The sequence below is a fragment of the Bacillus sp. T2.9-1 genome (genome assembly GCF_950097965.1).
Taxonomy (GTDB): Bacteria; Bacillota; Bacilli; order Bacillales; family Cytobacillaceae; genus Niallia; species Niallia hominis.
On record NZ_CATNHG010000080.1, the window covers coordinates 45,873 to 58,212 of the forward strand.

Below are 12,340 nucleotides of genomic sequence, written 5' to 3' on the forward strand. Positions count from 1 at the left end.
AAGAATCTTTGAACGTATTTCTTATTATGCAAAAAAAACGAGCGAAAGGAAAGAAAGAAATCTCGACATAATTAGTCTATGAGAAAAGAAAGCGATGTAGAACGATTAAAAATAAGGTGAATTTCAGACAAACTTTTTCGTTATTCGACAAAAATCTTTATCAGTTTATGCCGAATAATTTTTTTGCATTTTCTGTTGTTTTTCTAGCCACCTCTTCATAAGAAATCCCTTTAATCGCAGCAATTTCCTCTGCCACTAATTTTACATAACTCGGTTCATTTCTTTTACCCCTAAACGGTGTCGGCGCTAAATATGGACAGTCTGTTTCAATTAATAAATGATCTAGTGAAACTGCTTCTGCAACCTCTTTTGGTTTCCGGGCATTTTTGAAAGTCACCGTTCCACCTAGTGAGATATAGAAATTCATATTTATGCATTCTAGTGCAGTTTCTACACTCCCACCATAACAGTGCATAATCCCTCCAACTTCTTTCGCATCTTCCTCTTTTAAAATTTCTACAATATCAGCTGTTGCTTCACGATTATGAATAATTATTGGAAGTTTTACTTTTTTTGCTAGTTGAATTTGTTTTCTGAATACCTCTTTTTGAATTTCTTTTGGCGATTTATCCCAATGATAATCTAATCCCATTTCTCCGATTGCAATTACTTTTGGATGCTTAGCTAACTCTTCAATCCAAACTAAGTCTTCCTCTTTCATATCAATTGCATCTACTGGGTGCCATCCTATACTTGCATAAACAAATTCATATTGCTCAATAAGCTCCATCGCTCTTATGATGGTAGGTCTATCAAATCCAACAACTACCATCTTTTCCATCCCAGCATCCATTGCCCGTTCTATAACTTCTTCTAAATCCTCTTGAAACTCATCTGCGTTAATATGTGTATGGGTATCAAATAACATGAAAATCTTCCCTCCATCTTTTGTTAGATATACTTACAATCGCTTCTTGTTTATGTTGATTTCTCTTTTGTTCTTAATGTAAGAAGAAAAAACATAGAGATGTTTAACCCATTGTTTTCCTCACCTTTTTAAGAAAGGCGATTCCTCTTTAGGAACATCTCCATGTTTTTTCATTGATTTGTTTTTATTTTACTTTTGAACCCAATGGTAAAGCTTCTGCAATTGTCGCAAGAGACAATTCACCATCATGACTTCCAGCTAAAATCATACCTTGTGAAAGCTCTCCTCTTAATTTAACCGGTTTTAAATTTGTTACACAAATAACTTTTCGTCCAACTAAGTCTTCTGGAGAATAATATTTAGCAATACCAGAAACTACTTGTCGTTTCTCATAACCTAAATCTAATTGTAGCTTCAATAACTTGTCTGCTTTTTTCACTGGTTCTGCTTCAAGAACTTGTGCAACACGTAAGTCCACTTTCATAAAGTCATCTATCGTGATTTCATCTACTTCTGGAACTTCTTGGACTTCTGGTTTCTTCTCTTCTTCCTTTTGAGGTCCCTTCATCTCTTCCTTGATAAATTCCACCTCTTCTTGGATATCTAACCTAGGGAAAATAGGATCTCCCTTCTCAACTATAGTACCTGCAGGAATGACCCCAAAACGTTCTAGGCTATCCCAAGTGTGCAAAGAAACGTCCTGTATATTTAATTGTTTAAAAATCTTGTCAGGAGTTCTTGTTAAGAAAGGTTTTAGTAAAATAGCGATTCTTCTTAAAGATTCCGCTAAATGGTTCATAACAATTGCTAATTCTTCTGTTCTTTCTTCTTTTGCCAACACCCATGGTTGTGTTTCATCAATATATTTATTATTTCTGCTAATTAATTGCCATAATGTTGTTAATACAACAGAGAACTCCATATTATCCATATGCTCTGCATATTTTTCCACTGTTTCTCTATGTGCCGCAACAAGAGATTGTTCAAACGGTCCTTCCGAATTTTTATAAGTAGGTATTTCTCCATTAAAGTACTTATTAATCATCGCCACTGTACGATTTAATAAATTACCTAAATCATTGGCTAAGTCAAAATTCACTCTTTCTACAAATGCTTCAGGAGTAAATACACCATCAGAACCAAACGGAACTTCTCTTAGTAAATAATAACGAAGGGCATCTAAACCATAACGATCAATTAATGTAACAGGATTAACCACATTCCCCTTTGATTTAGACATTTTGCCATCCTTCATAAGGATCCAACCATGTGCAAAAACCTTCTTCGGCAATGGAAGGTCTAATGCCATTAACATAATTGGCCAATAAATTGTATGGAAACGTACAATTTCTTTCCCTACTAAATGGACATTTGCTGGCCAGAACTTCTTATATAATGTCTCATCATCAGAACCATATCCTAGTGCGGTAATATAATTGGAAAGTGCATCAATCCACACATAAACAACATGCTTCGGATCTCCTGGAACTTTAATTCCCCAATCAAATGTAGTTCTTGAAACAGCCAAGTCTTCTAATCCAGGTTTAATAAAGTTATTAATCATCTCATTCTTACGAGATTCTGGTTGAATAAACGCTGGATTTTCCTCATAAAACGCTAATAAACGATCAGCATATTTTCCCATTCTAAAGAAATAAGATTCTTCTTTCACTAATTCAACAGCATGACCACTATCAGGGCTTTTACCTCCAATTACTTTTCCATTTTCATCATGGATAGGATCAACTAGTTGAAGCTCTGTATAATATGTTTCATCAGAAACAGAATACCAGCCCTGATACTCGTCTAAATAAATATCTCCTTGATCCACTAGCTTCTTAAACATTTTTTCCACAATATCTGTATGTCTTTTTTCTGTTGTACGAATAAAATCATCGTAAGAAATATCCAGTTTATCCCATAGTTCTTTAATTCCTGCAACAATTTCATCTACATATTGAATAGGCGTAATTCCTGCTTCTTCTGCTTTTCGTTGGATTTTTTGTCCATGTTCATCCGTTCCGGTTAAATAACGAACTTCATAACCTCGCATTCTTTTATAACGAGCCATTGCATCTCCAGCAACTGTTGTGTAAGCATGTCCAATATGTAAATTACCACTTGGATAATAGATTGGCGTAGTAATATAAAAAGATTTTTCTTGATCCTTCACTTAGTTCCCTCCTATATATATGTATACATATGAACCTTTAGTAAAATAAAAATAACCGATATTACTATTGTAACCATTCTTCTTTTTTATCGAAACAAAAAAGTATAAGAACATTCGTATAAACCGCATAATCATTGCCATTTTTTCCTTTTATCCCATCAAAATATACCTAAAATTACTAGTTTATGCAACAGACATTTTATAGCCTGTTGGAAAAGAAATAAAAATGTTGGTTTTTGTCGAAAAAAGAACATAAATAATACTATTAAAATATACCAATTTATCCCACTAACTAGGTAAGTATCTGACTACTTCTCGCAAAATCCTAATATAACAAGGCTTTTTAAAATACAATAATTTGAAAATAAATAATTGACGTTTATGGGAATGGCTGGTATTATAATGACATACAAAGAAATTTGTCGAAAATTAGCGAAAAAAATATAAATATTCACTTTTGGGAGGAGAAAATAAATGAAATCTACAGGTATTGTTCGTAAAGTTGATGAATTAGGTCGTGTAGTTATTCCAATCGAATTAAGACGTACATTAGGTATTGCGGAAAAAGATGCTCTAGAAATTTATGTAGATGATGAAAAAATCATCTTAAAAAAATATAAGCCAAACATGACTTGCCAAGTTACTGGAGAAGTTTCAGATGACAACCTTTCTTTAGCTGGCGGTAAATTAATCCTTAGCCGTGAAGGTGCAGAGCAATTAATCCAAGAAATTAAAAGTAACTTTGAAGTTTCTAAATAAGAATAAAATAAGAAATGTGTAGGTACTTTTTCAACTAGTATTTATCCATCCATCTTTTTATTGGATTAGAAGCTCCTTGAAGTAACTAGAACCTATTCATTCTTTTTTATAAACAAAGGGCTGCCTTATTAAAGGTGAACACCATGTTATTTTATGTTCACTTTTATGACGGCAGCTCTTTTCTTATTCAATATGATATTCTTGGTAGACGTCTCTTTTTTGCATTCCTCTATCTAATGCTGTCTTTTTAATTGCTTCTTTTACTGTAATTCCTTCTTTTTGAACATAATGATTCACTTGTTGTACAACGGTCAATTCGTCCCACCAATTATTTTCTTCTTCTTTTTGGAATTCACCCTGCTCAATTACTAAACAAAATTCTCCTCTAATTTCTTCTGATTGCGACCATGCAATTGCTTCCTCTACTGTACCACGAATAAATTCTTCATATAGCTTGGTCAATTCTCTGCATAAAGTGATCTTTCTATTACCAAGTATATCCATTATTAAAGTTAAAGTTTCTTTTAAACGGTGTGGAGATTCATATAAAAGAATCGTACCTGGAATAGTCTTAAGGAAAAGTAATTCTTTTTTCTTCTCCTTTTTTTGTCGATTAAGAAATCCATAAAAATAAAAGGGATGTGTCGGAAGACCTGAAGCAATAAGTGCTGTTAATGCCGCATTGGCTCCTGGAAGTGGAATAACTGGAATTTCTTGAGCAATCGCATCTATAACTAGTTCATATCCTGGATCTGCAATAGTTGGCATCCCTGCATCACTTACTAAGGCAATAACTTTTTCTTCTTTTAAAGCTTGTATTAGCTTCTGGCCACTCGTCTCTTTATTATGCTCATGATAACTAACCACAGGTGTAGTGATTTCAAAATAGTTACAAAGCTTTTTTGTATTACGTGTATCTTCGGCAGCAATAACATCTGCCTCTTTCAGAATCCTGATTGCACGAAAACTCATATCTTCTAAATTCCCAATAGGAGTAGGGACTAGATACAGAGATCCTCTTTTTTCTTTATAGCTTTTTTGTTGCTTCATTTCCTTCACCAAGCTCCTTCTTTAGAAACTGCTCTTTTTTCTTTCTCCCTAATTGTTTAAAGGCATACTCTTGTTGCATGGCTTCCTGTTTTGTTTGGAATTCCTCCTGATAAATAATCGCTACTGGCAAACGCCCTCTAGTATATTTTGCCCCTTTTCCGGCATTATGTGTATTCAAACGCTTTTGAAGATCATTTGTATAGCCTGCATAATAGCTTCCATCATTACAAATTAATACATAGAAATAATGCTTCTTACTTTCCATATAAAATTTTACTCATTTCCTCTGTATAATTGTTGCCATCTTTATAAACAAATAACGGAGGTAAAACTTTTAAGTCCGGTTTGCCATCTTTTATCGCTTCGACTAGCAAAATATTCGCTTCCTTCCCTGCTTTTGGATAAACGAATCGTATACGCTTTGGCTCCAATCGATTTGCTCGCATTAATGTAATGATATCTAATAATCTTCCTGGTCTATGGACAAAAGCCACTTTTCCACCTTGTTTAACTAATTGGCTAGCTACACTAATGGAGTCCTCCAACGTACAGAGGAGTTCATGCCTCGCAATAGCAAGATGCTCATTTATATTAATCTCTTCTATAGAATTAGTCTTCTTAAAGTAGGGGGGATTACACGTAACTGCATCATATTTCTCCGATCCAAGGAAGCTAGGGGCATCCTTAATATCACCATGAATCATTTTAATTTTCTCTTCTAACTGATTATACTGTATACTTCGATTCGCCATATCATATAATCGTTCCTGTATCTCGACTCCTATGATTTCTCCCTGTGTACGAAGTGATAAAAAAAGTGGAATAACCCCATTGCCACTACATAAATCGACTATCTTCCCCTTTTTTAAGGGAATACCTACAAAATCAGCTAATAATACTGCATCTAACGAGAATGAAAATACGGATGGACTTTGGATAATCCTTAAACGTTCATCCAATAAATAATCTAATCTTTCATCTCCAATTAATGGTACCACTACCCTTAACCTCCATTTATTTATTTCCTACATAGAAAAAGAGATGTCTCAAGAAGAAAGAGTCATCCCATCCAATACAATTGGTTGTATTGCTTATTTTCACTGGGATTATTTTCTTTGAGACATCCTTATTTTTTATTAAGAAACGACAAACAAAATAGACAATCACCATCTTTTCGGGGACTCCCAAAATGAAGATTACAAATATGGAAACCTTCTTGATACAATCTTGCGAGGTTATCATATCCTTCCCCTATATCAATGTTTTTTTCCTCTATCATCTTACTTTGTTTTGCGTTTCTTTTTTTCTGATTATCCTGTCTTGATTCTTTCTCTCTTGGTATATCCTCTAAATGCTTCCTTAGATTCTCATTTTCTAGCTTCAACCTATTATTTTCTTCAATAAGTTCAGCTACATGCTGTTTAAGATCACCTAATTGCTTATATAAGTTACCAATTTGACTTTCCATATTTATTACTGATTCAAAAACTTCTTTTTTATCCACTCTTCCACCTCATTAATCTGTGGATTGAACTGAAACAGCATCTTCTTGCAGTATTTCATCTAATGTATATTCAAGCACTCGTTCTTGTTCAGAAATTTCCACTTGGAGTACACGTTCTAAAATATTTAAACCAACAACTTTTCCCTTTCCATCCGGTGTATTAATCCAGTCACCTAAGTCTGGTAAAAGTTCTTTTGCAGCTTCATAATCATCATTTTCATATTTTAAACAACACATTAATCGTCCACATAATCCAGAAATTTTTGTTGGATTTAAGGAAAGGTTTTGATCTTTTGCCATCTTAATAGATACTGGTTCAAAATCCCCTAAGAAAGTTGAACAGCAAAGCATCCTTCCACAAGGACCAATGCCACCTAACATTTTCGCCTCATCTCTAACCCCAATCTGACGAAGCTCAATTCTAGTTCTAAAAATGGATGCTAAATCTTTTACTAATTCCCTAAAATCTACTCGACCATCTGCGGTAAAATAAAAAATGATTTTATTACGGTCAAATGTATATTCTACATCAACCAATTTCATCTCTAATTCATGTAGCGTCACTTTCTCACAGCAAACATCATATGCTTCTTTGGCTGCGAATTTATTTTCCTCTACAATCATTTGATCTTTCTGATCCGCAATTCTTAATACTTTCTTTAAAGGTAAAACAACGTCATTTTCATCTACTTTTTTCGGGCCAATTACTACTCTCCCGAATTCTACACCCCGAACAGTTTCAACGATGACAAAGTCTCCCTTTTGGATAATTAATTCATTTGGATCAAAATAATATATTTTTCCAGCTTTTTTAAAGCGGATTCCTACGACATCATACAACTGAAGATCCCTCCTGCAGCTTTAGCACCAGCTGCTCCATCAATAACTGTGGATTCATATTCCCTTGCAGCTTTCGCTTTGCTTCAAAAATAGCTGTCATTTGTTCCGTTAAGCGCCTATTAGAAGTTCTTAAGGCATATGCCTCTAGACGTTCTTTCTCGCCAACGTATACAATCTGATCGTGCTTGCCAAGCTGTATATATAATAAATCTTTATATAGTAGCAATAATAAATCGAGCCCTCTATCAAACTGATCTTTTTCTTTAAAATGTGAAAACCAGTCTCTTTGAAGAGCCACTAATGCTTCTAATGGGGTTCTATTCAGAACCTCATATAATTTTACCACTATTTTTTGTGCTTGTACAAACCATTCATCTGTACTTAGAGTCAATGCTTCTTCAAAACTATTGGTAATCTGCGCAAGCAAAGGGGCTTCATTTGGTTTAATTCCATTTCTTACTAGTTCTTTTGCCATTTCATTTGGGGATAATGGTTTAAAGGAAAGTGTTTGGCATCGAGATAAAATAGTCGGCAATATTTGCTGAATTTGTTCCGTTAATAGAATGGCAGTTGTTTCTGCATTAGGTTCTTCCAAAAATTTCAACAAACTATTAGCTGCATTGGTGGTCATTTTATCTGCGTGAACAAGAATGTAAACCTTTTGATTTGACTCCACCCCAGTTTTTGAAAATTCTTCTTGCAGGCTTTGTATCTGATGTTTTTTTATTGATAATCCATCTGGTTCAAGCAAGTGAACGTCTGGATGATTTCCATTATTTATCCTCTTGCAATTAGAACATGTTTCACATGGAACATATCCTTTTATACTATTTTCACATAAAATACTCTTTGTGAGAACAAGACTTATTTCCCTTTTCCCCGTACCTTTCATTCCCTCAAAAAGGTAAGCATGTGCTAGTCGTTCTTTTTTTAAGCTGTTTTTCAGCATCTTTAAAACAATGGGCTGTGTCTGTTCAAGCTGTTCCCATGTTCTTGTCAAGACAATCACTCCATTACGTATATATATTAATCAGCAAACCTTTGATTTCACCAATTTTATCCAAAATATTTAAACTGTTTTTCTCTTTTGCTATTACTTCTTCTGTCAGTTCAACTAATTTATCATCTATGACATGTACAATACTTAAATCTCTACCCTGACCAAACTGATCCCAAGAATTATCTTTTTTCACTTCCATCCCATATTCAACAGCTTCCTTTACAAACTGTTTTACAAGGGATTTATACTTAGTCAAATCCTTTAGATTTTGAGATCTCCCCAACCTGTTACCAATATCATCAATGTTTTTCATTAATGTCTGAAGCTGTTCGATCTTCAATTTCTCGTTTTGTTGTTGGACATATCCTTGAAATTTCGAACCACCTAGACTACCTTTTGTTTCTATTTTAGTCCCTTCAGGCTTAATTCGAATGTCTTTATTTATCTTCATATTCTTCCTCCTGAAGAACGTTCTACTTCTTACTGGATAGCATAGACTACCATTATCCATTAAGCATGAAAGTACATCGGCAACTCGAAGCTAACCGATGTATGATTTAAAATTGCTTAAATTGCTCAACAGGTAATACAAAAACAGTTGCTCCTCCCACTTCCACTTCCACTGGATAAGGAACGTAAGAGTCTGCATTCCCTCCCATGGGCGAAACAGGAGCTACTAATTGATCTCTTGATTGACAATTATCTTTAATAATTTGCAAAGCCTTTTCCACACGTATATCTTCCGTTCCTATCATAAAGGTAGTATTTCCAGATTTCAAAAATCCGCCCGTACTCGCAAGCTTTGTCGCTCTAAAATTATTTTCAACAAGTGCATTAAGCAATTTATTGCTATCTTTATCTTGAATGACTGTTAGAATTAATTTCATTTTTATCCCGCCCCTTATTATAGTTTCCGAATGATTTTATAACTTGTTCCTATTATAGCAATAAATGCAAAAACAAACAGCTGAAAGGAAAAATAATTCCTCAGGCGCATTGTCAGCACTCATTCTTTAGAAGTAATAGATTTACATGAATATTTTGTTTAAAGGTACCCATACTATTTCAGAAATTGATTAATAATCTCTACCGTATCTTGAAATACCTGCTCTAAAGGCTTAGATGCATCCACTTTAACAATTCTTTCTGGAAATTTCTCTATCACCTTATAATAGCCCTCTTGGACCAATTCATGAAATTCTATTTTTTCTAAGTCTAGACGATTGATCTCCCTATCACTAGTAGTGTTAATTCTCGCTAAACCAACTCGTGGGTCAAGATCAAAATAAATCGTTAGCTCCGGCATCACATCTCCAATAGCAAATTGATTAATCTCCCAAATTTCATCCATGTCAATTCCTCTAGCAAACCCCTGATATGCCAAAGAGCTATCAATAAAACGATCACATAGAATAATTGCTCCACTGTTTAAAGCTGGTATTACTTTCTCTACTAAATGCTGTCTTCTTGCAGCTGCATAAAGTAAAGCTTCTGTTCTAGCATCCATTTCAGTATGCTTGGGATCTAATATAATACTTCTAATTTTTTCAGAAATAGGGATTCCACCTGGTTCTCGCGTCTTAATAATCTGCTTCTCTTGCTCCTGGTAATAGTTTAACAACATATCAATAATCGTTGTTTTCCCTGCTCCCTCTGGTCCTTCTAATGTAATAAAGAGCCCTTTTGTCACCGTATTGTCCTCCTAAAGCTGTCATTTCTCGAAAATTGTAATTTTATTTTCATAAATAGATGGGCTTCCTTGGAATCTCGCTCCATCTTTTAATAAGTTCTTTATTTGATTGATATGATACATCGTTATTTCCTCACCAGGCATTAGAATAGGGATTCCTGGTGGATACGGAATAATTGTTTCTGCACAAATAGCATGATGGGCATCATTTAATGATATTTCTCTTTTATTTCGTAAAGCTTGCTCTGTTTCACCAAGTTTTAATTCTACTATATCCTGCCCTTTTTTTATAGATGCTGACACTTTTCTTTCATAGGGAATCTCAGATAGGTTCTCAGACAATGCCTTTCTTACTTTAGTAATAATCTCATTAAGAGGAAATGCTATTTCTTTTTTTAGCAATGGAAAAACAAATAGTACATTATTAGAATCAGCTAATTCTGTATAAATCCCCTCTTTTTCTAATTGTTTTTGAAGAATAAAACCAGTTTTATCTACTGTCGATTGAATAGTAATTTTTAAGGGATCCCCTATATAAGGATAACCTAACACTTTTAGCTGTGAAACCTTTGCTAGCTCACTACGAAACAGACTAATAGTATTTTGCAGGTAATCCCAATCCTCCTCACTGTATGTTGCTAAATAGTGTCTAGCCTTATCTAAGGAAGCCATGATTAAGTAAGAGGGGCTACTGGACTGCAATATCTCCAGATAATATTTTACTTCATGCTCCTCTATAAAATCAGTATTATAGTGTAAGTATGCTCCCATGGTTAAGGCAGGAAGTGTTTTATGTGCGGACTGAACAACTAGATCAGCCCCCAATTGAACAGCTGATGGTGGAAATTTATCATTTCCTATAAAATGAGCACCATGGGCTTCATCAACTAAAACACAAATTCCGTTAGCATGGGCTAATTGAATGATTTCTTCTAAATTTCCAATCATACCATAATAATTAGGAGACGTTAGGATAAGTGTTTTCACTTCAGGAAATTGAGCAATCGCTTGCTTTACGGTTCTTTCTGAAAGGACTGTTTCCACCTTCCATTCTTCCTCATAATCGGGACTTAGAAAAATCGGTTTTGCTTTAGCAAGCTTTATTCCATTCATTACTGATTTATGACTATTCCTTTGAACAAATACTTTATCTCCTTCTTTTAAAGAGGCGAGTATCATAGCTAAATTCCCAACAGTACTTCCATTTACAAGAAAATAGCTTTTTTTCACTCCATAAAGATCTGTTAATAGTTTCTCTGCATCACCAATAACGCCCATAGGAGCATGTAAATCATCTAGGTCATTAAGCTCCGTAACATCAAATTTCCATAATTGTCTTCTCCATTCCTCGTCATTATAAGAAATCAATTCTCCATTCTTATGGCCTGGCACATGAAAAGATATATTATTTTCCGACTGAAACTGTAAGAGTTTAGAATATAATGGTGTTTTTCCTTGCAATAGTACTCCTCTTTTCTTTTTTCTCTCTATTTATAGTATCACTTTTTTGACTATCTTATCATTGCCTAGCTTTAAACTTGCTAGAACGAAGTAAATAAGTGATTGATAGACTTTGAGAGTCAATGTATAAATGATTACTAAAATGGTTAAAATAGTTTCTATGGAGGTGGGGAAAAAATGGGGAAATATCATACCCAATCAATTAAAGGGGAAAAATGTCTTATATGTGAAAATAATAAATTAGAAGGAATTCATCTCTTTCAATCTTTTATATGTATGGACTGCGAGAGAGAAATCGTCAACACCAAAACAAGTGATCCAAAATATCAATTTTTTGTTTATCAAATGGGAAAAGCACGGATTTTACAAGAAAGACGCCAAGCCTAATCTTTGGATGAATAATCTATCTAATAATTAGTAAACTATAAAAAACAAGCATCCACCAAAGTAGATGCTTGTTTTATTCGTGCCTGGCGACGTCCTACTCTCACAGGGGGAGAACCCCCAACTACCATCGGCGCTTTAGAAGCTTAACTTCCGTGTTCGGTATGGGAACGGGTGTGACCTTCTCGCTATCGCCACCAGACTTATTTAGTTAGAGAATTATTCTCTCAAAACTAAATCATTTAGAAGTAAACCTTGACCAAGTAATCATTATTGTCCAGCTCCAACGCCTATCGCCTAGCAAACTTCCGATCATCTCCCTACGATAAGTCAACATCGATTCACTTGCGTTCATCGTGTTTCCTTTATCTCAGTCGACGCTCTTCCAGTTTGTACGCCGATAAACAGGCGTTTCCGCTTTTCGTTTTAGTTAAGTCCTCGATCTATTAGTATCAGTCAGCTCCACATGTCGCCACGCTTCCACCTCTGACCTATCAACCTGATCATCTTTCAGGGATCTTACTAGCTTACGCTATGGGAAATCTCATCTT

14 protein-coding genes and 2 rRNA genes are annotated in these 12,340 nt (G+C 34.6%); 2 read left to right on the plus strand and 14 right to left on the minus strand.

The features are described from left to right. Nucleotides 1-160: 160 nt before the first annotated feature. Both QQZ16_RS08570 and metG read right to left on the minus strand, forming a co-directional pair. Nucleotides 161-928 (minus strand): TatD family hydrolase, encoded by a 768-nt coding sequence (locus tag QQZ16_RS08570; RefSeq protein ID WP_235251655.1) that lies wholly within the window; start codon nucleotides 926-928, stop codon nucleotides 161-163. Between the two features lie 184 nt (nucleotides 929-1,112). Further along, a complete protein-coding gene (metG, locus tag QQZ16_RS08575; RefSeq protein ID WP_235251656.1) occupies nucleotides 1,113-3,101 on the minus strand; it encodes a methionine--tRNA ligase in 1,989 nt (662 codons plus the stop codon). A 474-nt stretch (nucleotides 3,102-3,575) separates the two neighbouring features. On the opposite strand from metG, the gene QQZ16_RS08580 reads away from it, so the two are divergent. Then, nucleotides 3,576-3,860, plus strand: a complete 285-nt coding sequence (locus QQZ16_RS08580) for an AbrB/MazE/SpoVT family DNA-binding domain-containing protein (protein WP_031537114.1) — start codon at nucleotides 3,576-3,578, stop codon at nucleotides 3,858-3,860. 183 nt (nucleotides 3,861-4,043) lie between these two features. On the opposite strand, the gene rsmI is transcribed toward QQZ16_RS08580, so the two are convergent. From rsmI to QQZ16_RS08630, 10 genes are all read right to left on the minus strand, one after another. After that, nucleotides 4,044-4,910 (minus strand): 16S rRNA (cytidine(1402)-2'-O)-methyltransferase, encoded by an 867-nt coding sequence (gene rsmI / locus QQZ16_RS08585; protein WP_031537112.1) that lies wholly within the window; start codon nucleotides 4,908-4,910, stop codon nucleotides 4,044-4,046. Continuing rightward, on the minus strand, nucleotides 4,888-5,175 hold the full coding sequence (locus QQZ16_RS08590; protein ID WP_031537111.1) for a GIY-YIG nuclease family protein: 288 nt from the start codon (nucleotides 5,173-5,175) through the stop codon (nucleotides 4,888-4,890). The genes rsmI and QQZ16_RS08590 overlap by 23 nt, the downstream gene beginning before the upstream one ends. Then, nucleotides 5,165-5,908 carry a tRNA1(Val) (adenine(37)-N6)-methyltransferase gene (locus QQZ16_RS08595; RefSeq protein WP_235251657.1) on the minus strand — a complete coding sequence of 248 codons (744 nt, stop codon included), beginning with the start codon at nucleotides 5,906-5,908 and terminating at the stop codon, nucleotides 5,165-5,167. The genes QQZ16_RS08590 and QQZ16_RS08595 overlap by 11 nt, the downstream gene beginning before the upstream one ends. A 128-nt stretch (nucleotides 5,909-6,036) precedes the next feature. Continuing rightward, entirely contained in the window at nucleotides 6,037-6,414 is a 378-nt protein-coding gene (yabA, locus tag QQZ16_RS08600) for a DNA replication initiation control protein YabA (RefSeq protein WP_031537109.1), read from the minus strand. A gap of 12 nt (nucleotides 6,415-6,426) precedes the next feature. Continuing rightward, entirely contained in the window at nucleotides 6,427-7,254 is an 828-nt protein-coding gene (locus QQZ16_RS08605; RefSeq protein ID WP_031537108.1) for a PSP1 domain-containing protein, read from the minus strand. Continuing rightward, complete coding sequence (holB, locus tag QQZ16_RS08610; RefSeq protein ID WP_031537107.1) at nucleotides 7,247-8,254, minus strand: DNA polymerase III subunit delta'; 1,008 nt, start codon at nucleotides 8,252-8,254, stop codon at nucleotides 7,247-7,249. The genes QQZ16_RS08605 and holB overlap by 8 nt, the downstream gene beginning before the upstream one ends. Nucleotides 8,255-8,267: 13 nt before the next feature. Next, the gene (locus tag QQZ16_RS08615; RefSeq protein WP_235251658.1) at nucleotides 8,268-8,705 is read right to left on the minus strand and encodes a YaaR family protein; all 438 of its coding nucleotides are present in this window, start codon (nucleotides 8,703-8,705) and stop codon (nucleotides 8,268-8,270) included. Between the two features lie 106 nt (nucleotides 8,706-8,811). Next, nucleotides 8,812-9,141, minus strand: a complete 330-nt coding sequence (locus QQZ16_RS08620) for a cyclic-di-AMP receptor (protein ID WP_031537105.1) — start codon at nucleotides 9,139-9,141, stop codon at nucleotides 8,812-8,814. Between the two features lie 173 nt (nucleotides 9,142-9,314). After that, a complete protein-coding gene (gene tmk / locus QQZ16_RS08625) occupies nucleotides 9,315-9,944 on the minus strand; it encodes a dTMP kinase (RefSeq protein ID WP_031540304.1) in 630 nt (209 codons plus the stop codon). A gap of 21 nt (nucleotides 9,945-9,965) precedes the next feature. After that, nucleotides 9,966-11,405, minus strand: coding sequence for an aminotransferase class I/II-fold pyridoxal phosphate-dependent enzyme (locus QQZ16_RS08630; protein WP_235251659.1), 1,440 nt, complete (start codon nucleotides 11,403-11,405; stop codon nucleotides 9,966-9,968). Nucleotides 11,406-11,582: 177 nt separating this feature from the next. Between QQZ16_RS08630 and QQZ16_RS08635 the strand changes: the two genes are divergently transcribed. Next, entirely contained in the window at nucleotides 11,583-11,792 is a 210-nt protein-coding gene (locus tag QQZ16_RS08635) for a sigma factor G inhibitor Gin (protein ID WP_031540302.1), read from the plus strand. An 81-nt stretch (nucleotides 11,793-11,873) separates the two neighbouring features. Here QQZ16_RS08635 and rrf read toward each other — a convergent pair. Together rrf and QQZ16_RS08645 are read right to left on the minus strand one after the other, a co-directional pair. Then, nucleotides 11,874-11,991, minus strand: a 5S ribosomal RNA gene (gene rrf, locus QQZ16_RS08640). Nucleotides 11,992-12,215: 224 nt separating this feature from the next. After that, nucleotides 12,216-12,340, minus strand: a 23S ribosomal RNA gene (locus tag QQZ16_RS08645); the annotation flags it as partial.